Source organism: Streptomyces sp. NBC_01306 (assembly GCF_026340465.1).
GTDB lineage: Bacteria > Actinomycetota > Actinomycetes > Streptomycetales > Streptomycetaceae > Streptomyces.
Genome location: NZ_JAPEPC010000003.1, coordinates 157,508 through 172,461 on the forward strand (window position 1 = coordinate 157,508; position 14,954 = coordinate 172,461).

At 68.8% G+C, this 14,954-nt stretch carries 14 protein-coding genes and 2 pseudogenes; 12 read left to right on the forward strand and 4 right to left on the reverse strand.

Annotation, left to right across the window (positions count from 1 at the left end; translation table 11 throughout):
• The first annotated feature begins 69 nt into the window (after positions 1-69).
• The 11 genes and pseudogenes from OG385_RS36355 to OG385_RS36405 all read left to right on the forward strand — a co-directional run.
• Positions 70-786 carry an SDR family NAD(P)-dependent oxidoreductase gene (locus OG385_RS36355; protein ID WP_266862344.1) on the forward strand — a complete coding sequence of 239 codons (717 nt, stop codon included), beginning with the start codon at positions 70-72 and terminating at the stop codon, positions 784-786.
• Positions 787-834: 48 nt separating this feature from the next.
• Positions 835-1,719 carry an NmrA family NAD(P)-binding protein gene (locus OG385_RS36360; protein ID WP_266862345.1) on the forward strand — a complete coding sequence of 295 codons (885 nt, stop codon included), beginning with the start codon at positions 835-837 and terminating at the stop codon, positions 1,717-1,719.
• A gap of 6 nt (positions 1,720-1,725) precedes the next feature.
• A complete protein-coding gene (locus OG385_RS36365; RefSeq protein WP_266862347.1) occupies positions 1,726-2,046 on the forward strand; it encodes an SDR family NAD(P)-dependent oxidoreductase in 321 nt (106 codons plus the stop codon).
• Positions 2,047-2,337: 291 nt separating this feature from the next.
• Positions 2,338-2,646: pseudogene (tnpA, locus tag OG385_RS36370) on the forward strand (IS200/IS605 family transposase); the annotation flags it as partial.
• A gap of 260 nt (positions 2,647-2,906) precedes the next feature.
• Positions 2,907-5,162 (forward strand): helix-turn-helix transcriptional regulator, encoded by a 2,256-nt coding sequence (locus OG385_RS36375; protein ID WP_266862349.1) that lies wholly within the window; start codon positions 2,907-2,909, stop codon positions 5,160-5,162.
• A 7-nt stretch (positions 5,163-5,169) separates the two neighbouring features.
• Positions 5,170-5,733, forward strand: a complete 564-nt coding sequence (locus OG385_RS36380) for an XRE family transcriptional regulator (protein WP_266862351.1) — start codon at positions 5,170-5,172, stop codon at positions 5,731-5,733.
• Between the two features lie 32 nt (positions 5,734-5,765).
• On the forward strand, positions 5,766-6,134 hold the full coding sequence (locus OG385_RS36385; RefSeq protein ID WP_266862352.1) for a hypothetical protein: 369 nt from the start codon (positions 5,766-5,768) through the stop codon (positions 6,132-6,134).
• Between the two features lie 409 nt (positions 6,135-6,543).
• Positions 6,544-7,233: a rhodanese-like domain-containing protein gene (locus OG385_RS36390; RefSeq protein WP_266862354.1), complete on the forward strand. Its 690-nt coding sequence runs from the start codon at positions 6,544-6,546 to the stop codon at positions 7,231-7,233.
• Between the two features lie 187 nt (positions 7,234-7,420).
• A complete protein-coding gene (locus OG385_RS36395) occupies positions 7,421-8,782 on the forward strand; it encodes an MBL fold metallo-hydrolase (RefSeq protein WP_266862500.1) in 1,362 nt (453 codons plus the stop codon).
• Between the two features lie 799 nt (positions 8,783-9,581).
• Entirely contained in the window at positions 9,582-10,310 is a 729-nt protein-coding gene (locus tag OG385_RS36400; RefSeq protein WP_266862355.1) for a DJ-1/PfpI family protein, read from the forward strand.
• Between the two features lie 450 nt (positions 10,311-10,760).
• A pseudogene (locus OG385_RS36405) lies at positions 10,761-11,150 on the forward strand (transposase); the annotation flags it as partial.
• Between the two features lie 112 nt (positions 11,151-11,262).
• Here OG385_RS36405 and OG385_RS36410 read toward each other — a convergent pair.
• From OG385_RS36410 to OG385_RS36420, 4 genes are all read right to left on the reverse strand, one after another.
• On the reverse strand, positions 11,263-12,039 hold the full coding sequence (locus tag OG385_RS36410; protein ID WP_266862356.1) for an alpha/beta fold hydrolase: 777 nt from the start codon (positions 12,037-12,039) through the stop codon (positions 11,263-11,265).
• Between the two features lie 117 nt (positions 12,040-12,156).
• Positions 12,157-12,669, reverse strand: a complete 513-nt coding sequence (locus tag OG385_RS37435; RefSeq protein ID WP_323183976.1) for an aldo/keto reductase — start codon at positions 12,667-12,669, stop codon at positions 12,157-12,159.
• On the reverse strand, positions 12,669-12,977 hold the full coding sequence (locus OG385_RS37440; RefSeq protein WP_323183977.1) for an aldo/keto reductase: 309 nt from the start codon (positions 12,975-12,977) through the stop codon (positions 12,669-12,671). Before OG385_RS37440 ends, OG385_RS37435 begins: the two co-directional genes overlap by 1 nt.
• 73 nt (positions 12,978-13,050) lie before the next feature.
• Positions 13,051-13,917 (reverse strand): helix-turn-helix transcriptional regulator, encoded by an 867-nt coding sequence (locus tag OG385_RS36420; protein ID WP_266862358.1) that lies wholly within the window; start codon positions 13,915-13,917, stop codon positions 13,051-13,053.
• 314 nt (positions 13,918-14,231) lie between these two features.
• Between OG385_RS36420 and OG385_RS36425 the strand changes: the two genes are divergently transcribed.
• Positions 14,232-14,786, forward strand: a complete 555-nt coding sequence (locus OG385_RS36425; protein WP_266862360.1) for a hypothetical protein — start codon at positions 14,232-14,234, stop codon at positions 14,784-14,786.
• The last annotated feature ends 168 nt before the right edge of the window (positions 14,787-14,954 follow it).

Consider the following 14,954-nt stretch of genomic DNA (forward strand, 5'->3'; position numbering starts at 1 on the left):
GACTGGACTTGCCTATCCAATCTTAACCCCCTTAGATTGGATAGGTCGATCCAATCTAAGGGGTGGCGAGTGAGTACTGAGTTGACAACGGTGCTGATCACGGGTGGAACCTCGGGCATCGGCCGGGCGACCGCGCAACTGTTCAGCCGGCGCGGTGCCACGGTGATCATCACCGGCCGCGACGAGGACCGGGGCAAGGAGGTCGCCGCCGAGACCGGCGGGCGCTTCATTCGCGCCGATCTCGCCGTACCCGAGGAAGTGCGACGCCTGGCTGCCGAGGCCGGCGAGGTGGACGTGCTGGTCAACAACGCCGGCTACTGGGAGTTGGGCCCGACCGCCGAGACCACCGACGCGGCCTTCGACGCGATGAACGCGGTGAACGTCCGGGCCCCGTTCTTCCTCACCGCGGCAATGGCCCCACCGATGGCCGCACGTGGTCGCGGGGCGATTGTGAACGTCTCCACCATGGTCGCCGCCCGTGGGGCCGCGGGTATGGCCGCCTACGGGGCGAGCAAGGCGGCCCTGGAGGCGTTGACCCGCTCCTGGGCGGCCGAATTCGGCCCGGCCGGCGTGCGCGTCAACGCCGTCGCGCTCGGACCCAGCCGGACCGAGATCACCCAGAGCATGGGCGACTTGCTCGACACCCTCGCGGCCGCCAGCCCGCTGGGCCGGGCGAACGAACCCGACGAGGTCGCCCGCGTCATCGCCTACCTCGCGGGTGAGGACGCCCGGCCGATCACCGGAGCCGTCCTCGCCGTTGACGCGGGCCGCGTCGCCACGCTCTGACCGTTCGTCACTGTCCTTCCACAATCGACCAAACTTGAGGGAACCAACATGATTCTGGTTACCGGCGCGACCGGCACGGTCGGGTCAGAAGCCGTGCGGCTGCTGTCCGCAAGGCACCAGCCCGCCCGGGCATTGGTCCGCGACCCGGACCGTGTGACGAACCGCACCGACCTCGCCGACGAGATCGAGATCGTCACCGGCGACTTCGACCGCCCGGACACACTGGACGCGGCCCTGCACGGCGTCGACACCGTCGTGCTGGTCAGCCCGGCCGTGCCGGCTCAGGAGATCGCGGTCATCGACAGCGCGGTCCGGCAGGGCGTATCGCACATTGTCAAGATCACCAGCAAGGCGTCAGCCGATTCCCCGGTCGACCGGCGGCGTGGACAGGCGCGGATCGAGGCGCACCTCGCGGCCACCGGCGTGGCGCACACGCTTCTGCGCTCGAACGCGTACCTGCAGAATCTGCTCGCGCTGGCCCCGATGATCCGCCGGACGCGGGGCTTCGTGATGTCGACGGGCGACGGACAGGTCGGGATGATCGACGCCCGGGACGTCGCCGCCGCCGCGACGGCCATCGCCACCGCGCCGGGCGAGCACGCGGGCCGCACCTACTGGCCTCACCGGCTCTGCTCTGATCACCTACATCGACATCGCCAAAGAACTCTCCGCGACACTGGGACACGAGATCGAGTACCGCCAGATCCGTCCGGACGAACACCGGGCGGTGATGATCAAGGCGAGCGTCCCAGAACCCGTCGCGATCTCCAACGCCCAAGCGTTCGGGCTGATCGCCGACGGCGACGCAGCCTGGCTGACCGGCGAGGTGGCGACCCTCACCGGCACCGCCCCGCGCAGCCTGCGCACCTTCATCGCCGAGCACGCCGCGGCCTTCGCCTGAGCCGGGAAAGCAACGAGATCCACGAATCCTAGGGTGACATGGCATCCCGGCTCCCCACCGGCCCGTCGCAGGCATTCGGGCCTGACCTGATCAGGCAACTACTGGCTCGCGGTGACCGAGTCGCGGCCATCACCGACCAATCCGGGGACGTGGCGGCCGTGAACCGCGAGTACGGCGGCGCGGTGTGGGCCCGGGCCGTCACGCAAAACGACATCGGCCAGCTTCGCGACATCGTGTCGGCAGCGTTCACCGACCTGGCTCGCATCGAGGTCGTCGTCTCCAACGCCATGTACGGGTTGGTGGGGGCTGCGGAAGAGTTCACCGACGCTGACGTGGTCGCACTGACAGGGCAGCTGTAGATATGTGGCTGCGTTGTGAGTCGTGGCTGGTCAGCGGGACGGTGGGGTGCCTGCGGGCATGAGTGCGGCTACCGTGATCATGAACGTTTGTGACGACTCATCAAGAACAGGTGGCCGCTGAGGCCGCAATAGCCGAGCAGGCATGGACGGCGGCACTCGGGGGGTGAGCGAAGGATCGCGGACTGTTCCGAGAGCCGTGAACAACGGGCCCTGCTGGGGGAGATGACCGAGGCGATGCTGAGGGAGCTGGAGTCGCGTAACTCTGCTGGTCGCTCGCCGAGGCGCTGGGCTCTGACGCGTTGCGAGGCGGTCATGCGGGACGTGTGCGAGTCCTTCGAAGCCGAACTGCACAGGTTCAACGGCGAAGGCGATCACGTCCATCCGCTCGTGCACTACCCGCCGAAGGTCGCCCTGTCCAAGCTGGCCAACAGCTTGAAGGGCGTCAGTTCCCGCCACCTGCGGGCGGAGTACACCGGCCGGATCAACCGGATCGGCACCGGGCCGGTGTTCTGGTCCCCGTCGTACTTCGCGGGGTCCTGCGGCGGCGCACCGCTGAGCATCGTCGAGGACTACATCGAGAACCAGAAGCATCCTGCCTGACCGTCAGAGCAGAGGCGCAGCGAGTTCCGGTGCTCCGCCCCTCCGGTCCAGGGATCGCATTCCCGCCCGGCCAGAAGGCCGGGATTCCCCGCGACGATCAAGAGATGGCGTGCCACGTCCGCAGTGTGCGGAGACGGAGAAGATCGGGCGACATAACGTCCATAGCTTCGATTCTACGCGATGCTTACGTACGTGAAATGGGCGGAGAATGTGCGGTGGTTGCGCGGTTCGCAGGTAGATTGAGGCTCAGGAGGTGTTCCATGTCTGAGTTGTTCGACGCTGTTGATGCGTTGGTCGCGTCCGCGTCTGCGCTCCCGCCGCCGGAGGAGCGCAAGCGGTTGCGTGTGGCGCACGGTCTGACGCTGGAGCAGGTGGCGGGTGCTCTGAAGGTGCGCCGCGCGACCGTCAGCGTCTGGGAGTCCAGCAAAAACAAGACGGAGCCGCGGGGTCCGGAGCGTGAGGCGTACGCGCGGCTGCTCAGGCAGCTCGCGGAGCTCTACCCCGCGCCGGCGGCCACCGCCGCACCCGGACAGGACACCGTGGTGCCCGAGACGTTCACCGGCCCCGCCGCGCCCGCGCCTCGCGAAGCCGGGGCCACCGATCTGTCCCCGGAGTCGGGTTCGGTGCCGGAGACTGCGGCTCTGGCCGACGCGCCGGACGTCCAGCGGCGTCCCGTCCGCGCTCCCGCCTCCCGTACGACTGCCGTCACCAGGGGGCCGTCGGCGTCGCGGCGTCCGGCTGCGAAGAAGGCCACGGCCAAGCCCGCCGCCGTCCCAGCCGGTGTCGACCCGCGTTTCGCTAACGGGCCGCTCGCGGTCGTCGACATCGACGCTGACGGGCAGGTGCTGGCGTACTGCGTCGGCGGCCTGGTCCTGGACGTGCCCGCCAAGTCCATGCCGGCCCTGGTCGACTGGACCCTGCGCGAGGCGAAGTTGGGCGCGCCGAAGCTGGTCGGGCCGGGCAAGGACGCCGACCCGCTGCTGGTGCTCACCGAAGCTGCGCTGGAGCGCTACGGCCTCCCCGTCGCCCTCACGGAGGAGGAGCGGATCGCCGGGCGGATTCCCGAGGGCCACAAGGTCATCAAGCAGTTGGCCCGCACGGAGTGGAAGCTGACGAAGCGCGGGTTCGGGCCGTGGGCGCGGATCTACCGCCCCGCTACCGGCTCGGAGCGGGCCTGCGTCCAGCTGTGTATCCCGTCGTGGAACGCGCTGGACACCCGGCACTGGGGCATCGCCGGCCAGCTGCCGCCGGCGGAGCTCGCCCGGCTGCTGGGGACGTACGCGTCGAGGGTGATGACGCCGCGCGGCTCGACCGCCGTCACCGGCCTGGAGCTGATGACCGCCCTGCATCCGCCGACCCGCGCCTCCGAACCGGACGTCGACGGCAAGCGGCACTCCGAGCACAATCCGGGCTCGCTGGGAAAGGAGCCGGTGGACTGCGCGCCGTGCGAAGCCCCGGACGGGCACCCGCTCCTGGCTGATTTGCCGCGCTTCCACGTCCGCGGCCCGGCAGAGAAACTCTTCGAGGAGGCGTACGACTGGGCGCGCCCGCTCACCGACGCCGAATGCATGCACCGCAACCTCGTCGGGCTCGACGTCAACATGGCCTTCGCCGCCGGCGCCAACGGGCTCATCGTCGGCCTCGGAGCCCCAACGCACGTCAAGGCACCGGCCTTCGACCCGAAGCTGCCCGGCGCGTGGTTGGTGGACCTCTCGCACGTCGACCTGTCGAGGGTGAAGCTCGGCAAGGAGTGGGTGGAGCTGGACGGCAGTCTGCTGCCCAGCCCGTTCACGCCGAAGGGCGAGCGCCCCGAGGGGCCCGCCTGGTACGCGACGCCGACCGTGGCGTATGCCCAGGAGCTGGGCTACGAGGTGCGCCCGGTGGAGGCGTACGTCCGGTACGAGAACGGGCGCTACCTGGACGGCTGGTACACGCGGCTGCGCGACGCCTACCTCGCCACGATGGCCGACCTCGGTGTGGCAGCGGACCTGTCGCCGGCCGAGTTCCTGGCGGCGATGGACGGCTACCGCGGGCGCGACCCGGAGCTGGCGATCGTGGTGTCCGCGGTGAAGGCGACGGTGAAGGGCGGGCTGGGGAAGCTGCGTGAGCGGCCGAGGGGCGAGGGCTGGCGGCCCGGCCAGGCGTGGAGGGCTCTGTCCCGTCCGACGTGGCGGCCGGACATCCGGGCTGCGGTCATCTCCCGTACGCGGGTCAATCTGCACCGCAAGATCGTCAAGCACGCGGCGTTCACCGGTCAGTACCCCGTCGCGGTCAACTCCGACTGTGTCGTCTACGCGGTCGACGGCGAGAGCCCGCTGGACTTCCTGCCCTACCGGGAGGGCAAGCCCCTGCCGGGCGGCTTCAAGCTCGGAGTGAATCCCGGCCTGGTGAAGCACGAGGGCACGCAGACCACGCTGTGGGGCGAGGGCGTCCGGGAGCAGTACAAGGCTCCCGAACTCAACCTCGCCCGCTACATCAAGGACGGCACCGTCACCGACAAGGACAACGGGGAGTAGGCAGGCGATGGCCAAGGAGTTCGGGGACGGCCTCAACCAAGCGGTGCAGAAGGCGTTCACCCGCCCCGCACCGAAGGCAGCCGGCGCGCAGATGCGGTACCTGGTCAAGCAGCTCAAGGGCACCAAGGCGGTCGCACAGATGCTGCGGATCTCCCAGCGCACCGTCGAGCGGTACGTGAAGGACCAGATCAAAAAACCCCGCCCGGACCTCGCCGCCCGGCTGGAGAAAGAGGTCAAGCAGCGGTGGCAGCCGCAGATCCGGGCCAAGGCGAGGGAGAAGGCGGCGACGACCGGGGGCATCGTCATCGAAGTCCATGCCCGCCTCGGCTACGCCGGGGCGCCGGAGCATTCCTCGGACGAGGACCGCGTCCGGCACCTCACCGTGGCCCTCCCGCCGCAGCATGCGGCTCGTCTCTTCGAGGCTCAGGAGCAGGGCGAAGGTGATGACCGGCTGCGCGAGCTCGCCGCCGACGCGCTCCGGGAGGTGTACTTCCAGGACGGCGGCCGCCGCGCTGGCTCCCTGCATGAAGTCCAGATCAACGACGTGCTGGACCTGGAGTTCGAGCTGTAGAAACGGCCCCGAACAGTCCGCGGGGTCGGAAGTTGGCGAGTGGAGCATGCTGTGTCGACGGCTCGGGTGAGCCGAGACACGCTCGTTGGAACCTGGCCAGCTTCCTCCAGCAAGCCGACGGCTTTCAGCGCCTTCTCCAGGCCGACGATGTCGCGGGCGGTCGGCTCGAAGACGTCGTGCAGGAAGTCGGCGATGGTGGAGTCGGGTGCGTCGGTGCCTACGAGATCAAGAAGAGCTGGACCGATCCCGCGGCTGACGATAGGTACGTCTTCGAGCTTGTGCATGCCCCCCGCTTCCAACGGCTCCTGGGCGAGCAGCTCCCGATCGCCCCTGGTCAGAACCCGGCCCGGATCCTGAGTGGCCGAGCGCTGCGCGAGGTCCTGGACGCGAGCCCGATGTAGCCGCTGACTGGCGGGGATTCCCGTGTCCCCCGGCAGCTTGGGTTGCTGAGGCGAGGGGGCAGCCGAAGTCCTGGCCCTGTTCTCCGCCGGCGGCGAACAGTTCCACGTCCGCCAGTGTTGATCACGGACACGTCTGCGTTCGCCGCTGAGGTGCCAGCCTCGGTTGTGACAGTGGTGGCCACCCGATGCACCGACGGCGTGCCGAACCGCAGCGATCGAATTGCCGGTTCAGCAATATCATTTGCCGCTCATAGACAAGTGCGCGAAGACTGCATCCAGAAAGCGCTGGCGTACAGGGCAAGCCGGTGCCTCTCGGAATCGGCCGTGTTCTCTCGTTCGCCGGGAAGCTCTCCGGCTCGAACGGCACGTCAGGCATCGTGATTTCCTTACAGGATAGAAGAGGCTACAGATGGAAAATCGCCATGTTGTGATCATTCCGATCGAGATCGATGAGGATAAGGAAAGCTCATATCTCGACGCCTGGCAGGACGCTGCGGACGTGATGGCAGCTCAACCCGGTTTCATTCGGACGTACATGTTCCGCACGATCGTTCCGGGGAGTAAATTTTCTCTCGTCAACGTGGCGGAATGGGAGTCCACCGCTCACTGGGAAGAGGCGATGAACGTCTGCCCGATGCTGGGACAGCAGATAGCCGTCGCCCATGCCTCGAACTACGAGGCGATCCGGACGGTCCTGCCCGCGCAGAGCCCGGGCTGCGGCGACGGCCACACCCCCGCTGGCCTGTCTCCGGTCGAGGCGCGGCGCCGCGTCGTGGACGGGGAGCTCACGCTGGTCGATGTTCGCGAAGACGATGAATGGGCAGCGGGTCACCCGGCGGGCGCCGTCCATGCCGCGCTCAGCACATTGCCGGCCTCGCTGTCAGATGTGCCTGACGGCCCGCTGGCCTTCGTTTGCCGCACGGGCCAACGCAGCATGCAGGGCGGCGCGCAGGCGATCCGCGTGGGCCGGTCCTTCGTCTACAGCGTGACAGGCGGCCTTGAGGCGTGGGAAGCGGCAGGGCTTCCGGTCTCCCTTCCCGGCCGTGGGGACTCGGTGAACAACGGCGACCGTGCCAAAGCTGCGGTACGTGAGGACTGACGAAAGCAGAAGCGGCGGATAACCGTCGCATGCGTCCGTCGGCATGAGGCCGACCGGGCACGCCATCCACCTCGCACTCCTCAAGGAATTTCCTACCACCATTTCAGGCGGAGCTCGTCCGCGCCAAATGGCGGCGATTTCCCGTAACGAGAATTGACCGGGTGTGCCGTCCAAGAAAGGAATCATGTTGTTTTTTATCGACACCCTGGAGTTCGAGGGGCTGGGGAACCGCAGTTACCTGGCCGGCGGTCCGAGAGCAGCGGTCGTGGTCGATCCGCCGCGGGACGTCGACCAGGTGCTCGCCGCCGCCGCCCGGAGAGGGGTGCGCATCGCCTACGTGGCGGAGACGCACGTTCACAACGACTACGTCACCGGCGGTCTGGAACTGGCACGCCTCACCGGCGCCCGCTACCTCGTCCCGGCCGACGCCAACGTCTCCTTCCCACGCACTCCCGTCGCGGATGGCGGCACGTTCGAGGTGGACGAACACCTGGTGCTGCGTGCGATAGCCACCCCGGGCCACACCCCGCACCACACCTCGTACGCACTGGAGGAGGGACGCGCGGTGGCGGCCTTCACCGGCGGCTCGCTGCTGATCGGCACCGTGGGCCGTCCGGACCTGGTGGACCCGCGGCTGACCGAGCGTCTGGCCCGCGCGCAGCACGCCTCCGCCCACAGGTTGGCGGCAACGCTCGACGACGAGGTGCCCGTGCTGCCCACGCACGGCTTCGGCAGCTTCTGCTCCTCCTCCCAGGCCGAGGGCGATGCGACCACGATCGGCCAGGAACGCGCCGGCAACGACGCTTTCACCCTGGATGTGGACACCTTCGTGAAGCGGGTCCTGGCCGGTCTGGAAGACGTACCCGCCTACTACACGCACATGGGCCCGGCCAACGCCGCTGGTCCCGCTCCCGTCGACCTGACCCCGCCCGAGCCCGCCGACGCCGCACAGATCGCCGAGCGCTTGGCGGCGGGCGAGTGGGTGGTGGACCTGCGGAGCCGGGTCGCCTTCGCCGACGGCCATGTGGCCGGCTCGTTCAACTTCGAGGGCACCGGCAAGCTGGCCACCTATCTGGCCTGGCTGATCCCGTGGGGCAAACCAGTCACCCTGCTCGGCGACACCCCAGCGCAGATTGCAGACGCGCAGCGGGAGCTGACCCGGGTCGGCATCGACCGCCCGGCCGCCGCCACCACCGGAGATCCAATCACCTGGGTCCGTGAGGGGGAACAGTTCGCCTCCTTCCCCCGCGCCCGCTTCGCCGACCTCGCCGCTGCACGCGGGCGCGGTGAGGACGCGGCGGTACTGGATGTGCGCCGGGATTCCGAGCGTGCGAACGGCTTCATCGAGGGCTCCGTGCACATTCCGCTCCACGAACTGCACGGCCGGGTCGGCGACGTGCCGGACGGCACGGTGTGGGTGCACTGCGCCGGCGGGATGCGCGCGGCGATCGCCGCTTCCCTCCTGGACGCGACCGGACGAGAGGTCATCGCCATCGATGACAGCTTCGAGGCCGCCGCCGGCACGGACCTCAGCGTCACCCGGACCTGAATGTCTTGCTCCACCCGTACAGAAGGCGCGTGATACCTCCGCAGCCTCCAGCCGGAGCAAGAGCGATACAGATCTGGCCGAGTGGCTGCCCACCGCCCACTCCTACCGCTGCACCTACACCGCGATCTGGGTCGCAACGACACTGCGTTGGGACCTCGCCGCCGACACCGCCGGGGGACACGCCCTCCTCGTACCCGCTGAGGACTGTCCCTCCACCACCGTCGTCTACCACCCGGCCTCGTAACGGGGCCAGCGGGCCGGCAGGCGGGAGGGCTGCGCAGGATGTACGGGTGGGTGCTCACCCCTCCACTGCTTCCGGTGCCGGCCCGCACCGAGAAGGTCCAGCCCCGCTCGGACGCATTGCCGGGCGGGACGCAGTACGAGGCCAAGAGGCCACCCCAACTGGTGCCGAAAGGAAAGGAGTTTGACCACGGAAGGTTCGGATGGCCATAAGCAGGGGGCATTAACGAGCGAAGTTGGACGATTCAGGCGCCCCCCGGGTGCCGGGACCTACGCTCCCTGCACGGCAGAAGCGGCTCGATCCGCTCCAAGAGGTCATCCGAGACGATCCACGGCGAAGAAGTCCCCATGCCCAGCCACTGCCGAACTCCTGATGCGGACTCGGCCACCAAGGCCGAGCGCCCCATTGTGTTAGCCGCTGTAAGTGCGGTCACTCTGCGGAAACACGCCCTCGTACGGGAACTCCGCCACCGTCCGGAACGACCACTACAGAGGAGTCGGCCCACCAACCGGGCCCGTCACACCAACGCCCGGCACACGGGCACAGGAGGGCACATCCATGCACCGTAGGGAATTTATCCGTCAGACGTCAGCAGCCGCGGGCGTCGTGTCGGCAGGGGCATTGGCCACCACCTCCCTGGGCGCTGGCTCAGCGGCGGCCTCGACGCAGCGCACAGGTGCGCTGCGTGTCCACATCGTGATGTTCGACGGTGTTGAGGAGATGGACTGCATCGGCCCGTACGAGGTCTTCTCCGCAGCGGCCATGCACAGCCCGAACGGTGTCGAGGTCCGATATGTCACGACGGGGCGGCCTCGGCTGGTCCGTTGCGGATACGGCACGGGCATAGAGGTGAAGTATCGGTGGTCGCCGGAAGCAGCGGACGTGGTCATCGTGCCCGGCGGCGGTTACGCCCACCGTGAAGGTCCGGGCGTATGGGCCGAGATCGACGGCGGCACTCTCCCCCGTGCCCTCGCCGCCGCTCCTCGTGAAGGGCTGACGATCAGTTCGCTGTGTACGGGAGCGGTGATTCTGTCTGCGGCCGGCCTGACAAAGGGACGCCCATGCACCACACATCACGGTGCGAAAGACTATCTGGGGGAACAGGGCGGTCTTGTCAAAGACGCCCGGGTGGTCGACGACGGGGATCTTGTGACGGCCGGGGGTATTACCTCGGGTCTCGACCTGGGCTTGTGGCTGGTCAACCGCGAACTCGGGCCGGATGTGGCGACGGGCGCGGAGACCATGCTGGAGTACGAGGCACGTGGGACCGTCTGGCGGGAGAATTGACCGGGGCCGGTCCCACTCGGACGGGTGCAAGACCGGACAGGCGCAGGACTCGGTCGAGGAAGGCCGGCTGGGGGTGCATCGGGGATGCCGACCTGTGCAGGGCGCGGAGATCAGCTGGTTCGCCGACCGGGACGACCACCTCCTCAAATGTGGTCGGACGTCGGCTTCGACGACTACGTTGCCATGCCCAGGTGGTGTCTGCTGAATCGGCGACGACAATGGCTGCAGTGGTTGCTACTGACTGCTGCACGCGGTCAGCGTCGGCGAAGACGCTGAATGACGTTCTTTCAGCGACTCATCCCCATACGAGGGCGAGGGTGAGTGCCGCTTTGGCGATGTCGCCCGATGCGGGTGGGACTCACAACGGCTAACACAATGGGGTGTTCGGCCTTGGTGGCCGTGTCCGGGTAAGGAGTTCGGCGGTGGCCGGGCACGGGGGCTTCGCCGTGGATCGTCTCGGACGACTTGTGGGAGCGGATCGAGCCGCTTCTGCCGTGCAGGGAGCGGAGTTCCCGGCACCCGGGGCGGAGCCCGCTGCCTGACCGGAAGGTGCTGTGCGGCATCTTGTTCGTGCCGCACACGGGCGCCCAGTGGGAGTTCCTGCCGCAGGAGTTGGGCTTCGGTTCGGGCATGACGTGCCGGCGGCGGTTGCGGGACTGGAACGTGGCCGACGTCTGGCAGCAGTTGCCCGTGGTGCTGCTGGCGCCGAGCCGAACGCGGCAGCTCGTCTCGACTGGCCCCGGGCCGTGGTCGACTCCAACCACGTGCGAGCCATAAAAGGGGGACTGGACAGGACCGAGTCCGGTCGGCCGTGCCCGAGCCGGATCGAAACACCACCTGAAATGTCGGCGGAATGGCTGGCCTGGACGGCCGAGAGGATCCTGTCCCGGCGGGCGGCCTGCTCCTCCAGCGGAGGAGTCCGGACTCGGTTCATAGGGTGCGGAGTTCAGCGTCACTGCTCCGGGAGCCGGCGGATGAAGTCCAGGAGCAGGGTGCAGAACACCGAGGGCTGTTCCAGCGGTGCGAGGTGCCCTGCGGCCGGGATGACCACGGCTGGGCCTGCGTCGAGGGCGCGGGCCAGACCCTCGCCGCCCTCGAAGAAATCGGGCATGTCGTGTTCACCGACGCCGACCAGGGCGGGAGCGGTCAGTGTGCGTAGCGCTGCCGTTCCTTCGCCGAGCGGGTCCGCAGCCAGCGGCGGCTCGCCGTGGGCGAGCTGCTCAGCAAGCCGGCCGCGGAGCATACGGGCAGCGTGAGCGCGTACATCGTCGCTCGCGTCGGCCGAGGTCCATGCCTCGACGCCGGCTGTCACTGCTGCGTCCAGGTCGCCGGCGGCGAGCGCAGTCCTTTCGGCGTCCCAGGCGACTTGCAGACGTGGAGAGGCCGGCTGGTCGTGGGGCCGGTACCCGACGAGCACCAGGCCCTCGACCCGCTCGGGTGCCGTGACGGCGGCCTGGAGCGCTACCAGGGCGCCGAGGGAGTTCCCGGCCAGGACGAAGCGGTCGGCCCCGAGGTGGTCGAGCGTGTCGAGCACATCCGTCCAGGGGGCCACTTCACGGGCTTCGGGCACGGTCGCGTCGCCGTGGCCGGGCAGGTCCAGGGCGATGGGCCGCACGCCCGCATCGGCCAGCAGGGGGAGGTGGGCGCCCCACATGGTGCGATCGGTGGGGCGGGCGTGAAGCAGGACTACGGGGCGGCCTCGGCCCGCCTCATCAAAGGGCAGCAGCATGGCAAGCATCTTTCTTCGGTGGGAACACTGGGAACAGGCGGAGGGGAAGGGGGAGGGGGAAGACCGCCCGGGCTCGTGGTGCCAAGGAGCGGAAGACCTGTCTTCCTGGGGCGGATGTCACGCTGCGGCGGTCAGCTCGTCGATCTCCGCGTCGCTCAGCACCAGCGTGGCCGCGCTCAGGTTGTCTTCCAGGTGCGTGACCCTGGAGGTGCCGGGGATGGGCAGGACGACTTCGGAGCGGGCCAGCAGCCAGGCCAGCGCCACCTGAGACGGGCTGGTGCCATGCGCGGCGGCGATCCGGTCGACCGGGCCCCCGGAGCGGGCCAACTCTCCCGCGGCCACCGGAGCCCAGGGAATGAAGCCGATGCCGTGGCGGGTGCAGTACTCCAGGACGTCGGCGGAGCGGCGGTCGGTGAGGTTGTAGCGGTTCTGGACGGTGGCGATCGCGGCGACCGTGCGGGCACGCTCGACCTGGTCGATGGTGACCTGGGACAGGCCGATCGCGAGGATCTTGCCCTCGTCCTGGAGCCTCTTCAGCTCGCCGACCTGGTCCTCCAGCGGGACCTTCGGATCGACGCGGTGCAACTGGAAGAGGTCGATGTGGTCCACGCCGAGCCGGCGAAGGCTCATCAGTGCCTGCTGACGCAGGTACTCCGGGCGTCCGACCGGGGGCCACGCCGCCGGGCCGAGGCGCACCAGCCCCGCGTTGGTCCGGAGCACGTCGGGCCGTTGCGGGTCAGCCCGGCCTTGGTCGCGATCAGCACGTCGTCGGGGCAGGGGTGGATCGCCTCCCGGATGATCTCCTCACTCACGGACGGGCCGTAGGAGTCCGCGGTGTCGATCAGCTGCACCCCGAGCTCGACGGCACGGCACACGACACGGACGCACTCCTGGCGGTCCTCGGGTTCACCCCACACCCCGAGTCCGGTCAGGCGCATGGCGCCGAAACCGAGACGGGCGACTTTTTACCCGCTATCTCGAAGGTGCCGGCCATGTCGGACAGCGACGCAATCACGAGCGGAATTTCCCTTTTTCTGCAGGATTGGCCTGGTTCGCCAAGGCCGCTTCCTGCTCGGACAGCCGGCCAAGCAGGACCAAGGCGTCGGCGCTGGCGCTGCCGGGATCCGCGCTGTAGACGGACAGATGCTGTCCGGGGGCGCTGGTGACGGCGAGCGCCTCGAAGTGCAGACGCAGTTCCCCCACCCGCGGGTGCCGGAAGTGCTTGTCCTCGTGCGTACGGGGTCGCACCTCGTAGCGCGCCCACAGGCCCGCGAACGCGGGGCTGCGCACGCTCAGCCCGCCGACGGCCTGCTCGATCCGCTCATCCTGCGGGAACTGCGAGGCGGCCGCCCGCAGGTTACCCACCGCGATCCGCGCCGCGTGGTCCCAGTCGGCGTAGAACTCCCGCGCATAGGGGTCGAGGAAGATCATGTGCAGCAGGTTGTCGTAGCAGGCGAAACCGCTGTACAGCTCCCGCGCCATCGCGTTCGCCGCCAGCACGTCCTGCGCCGCCCCGACCACGAAGGCCGGCACCTCGCGCATACCGTCCATCAGCCGCAGCAACTCCGGAGCGACGGTCCTCACCGCAGCCGCCGTCCCGAAAACGGACAGGCCCAGCCGGAAGAGGTGGTCGGCCGCCGCGGCGTCCAGCCTCACCGCCCCGACGATCGCCCGCAGCACCTGCTCGGACGGATGCCGCTCGCGGCCCTGCTCCAGCCGGATGTAGTAGTCCGTGCTCACCCCGGCCAGCAGCGCCACCTCATCGCGCCGCAGCCCCGGCACCCGCCTCGCCCCGTAGTCGGGCAGGCCGACGTCCGCCGGCGTGACCGCCGCACGGAGGGCGCGCAGGTAGTCACCGAGTTCATTCACGCTTTCCATACCCGGCACGATAATCGGGGACGGACACCGGGGCGTGGGTGCGCTGCACCCGCCCGGGAAGGCTCGCTCCGACGCGGGTCGCCCTCGTGACCTGCTGAAACGCCTGCCGCCACCCGGCTCCGAGAAGCGGATCGTGCTGGCCGCGCTCCTTCATCGCGGTGCTGTCGCCGGGCACGCCGTCGTGGACAGCGGCGCTGGACACGGTCCGGCTGGGGCCGAGGAGACGCCACTGGTGTCAGGCCACCCGCTGCGACTCAACGAACCGGGGTCCCCTCACCCCCTCCAACCACGACGCTCAAATTCGCCGGGCCCAAGTGCCGAGCCGCCAAGTTAAGCGCTCCTTTGGCAGCAAGCGGTTGTCCCGACGGGGCCTTAATGACGAATCCGATGACAAGCATCGTTGGAATCAGTCGCATCCGCCCATCGACCGCGGCAAGAGCCAACTGCCTGACGCCGACCGGGGCGCCGTCCGCGTCGCCCGACGCGCTGCGCGGCAGCTCGCACATAGCCTTCGTTCCCCCTGTCGAGCCCGGCGACGAGAGGGTCTGGTTCTGCGAGCCGACGACATCGGCTACGAACTGGCCCTCGCCATCGTGGAGCCGGACCCCGAAGCTGAGCGCGTGGCCTATGCCTGGGACGCCGTTGCCGCCGCGCTCGGCAATCACCCGCACTTCATCCGCACAGTACTCGAACAGAATCCTTCGGGCTGCTCAACAGAGACACCATCACCGCGCTCACGCACCGTCAACAACTACACCCTGCGGATGACCGGCGACCTGAGCACCGGCTTCGGAAGGGGCCCGACCTCCTCGGTCGCCGAGGTAACGTCCCAGCAGGCCCTGACACGGCGTCTACCGGCTGATCAGTAGCTTCCGGGAGCCGTCCGAGCAACGCGCCGCAAGATGCAGCCAGTTCGCATCAGATGCAATAGGCGCTGGTTGGGGCAACGGGATGATCCTGAAGCCCTGATCTACTCGAAACTACGTGAGGCGACGTGCAGCGGGGCCTCGTTCGGGCCCTCCAGCTCCAACTCGGTT

Excerpts from the sequence above, each read along its gene's own strand:
- OG385_RS36410 (WP_266862356.1), bottom strand. The coding sequence starts at position 12,039 with ATGCTGCTGCCCTTTGATGAGGCGGGCCGAGGCCGCCCCGTAGTCCTG.
- OG385_RS36375 (WP_266862349.1), top strand. The coding sequence starts at position 2,907 with ATGTCTGAGTTGTTCGACGCTGTTGATGCGTTGGTCGCGTCCGCGTCT.
- OG385_RS36365 (WP_266862347.1), top strand. The coding sequence starts at position 1,726 with ATGGCATCCCGGCTCCCCACCGGCCCGTCGCAGGCATTCGGGCCTGAC.
- OG385_RS36390 (WP_266862354.1), top strand. The coding sequence starts at position 6,544 with ATGGAAAATCGCCATGTTGTGATCATTCCGATCGAGATCGATGAGGAT.
- OG385_RS36400 (WP_266862355.1), top strand. The coding sequence starts at position 9,582 with ATGCACCGTAGGGAATTTATCCGTCAGACGTCAGCAGCCGCGGGCGTC.
- OG385_RS36380 (WP_266862351.1), top strand. The coding sequence starts at position 5,170 with ATGGCCAAGGAGTTCGGGGACGGCCTCAACCAAGCGGTGCAGAAGGCG.
- OG385_RS36420 (WP_266862358.1), bottom strand. The coding sequence starts at position 13,917 with ATGGAAAGCGTGAATGAACTCGGTGACTACCTGCGCGCCCTCCGTGCG.
- OG385_RS36360 (WP_266862345.1), top strand. The coding sequence starts at position 835 with ATGATTCTGGTTACCGGCGCGACCGGCACGGTCGGGTCAGAAGCCGTG.
- OG385_RS37435 (WP_323183976.1), bottom strand. The coding sequence starts at position 12,669 with ATGAGCCTTCGCCGGCTCGGCGTGGACCACATCGACCTCTTCCAGTTG.
- OG385_RS37440 (WP_323183977.1), bottom strand. The coding sequence starts at position 12,977 with ATGCGCCTGACCGGACTCGGGGTGTGGGGTGAACCCGAGGACCGCCAG.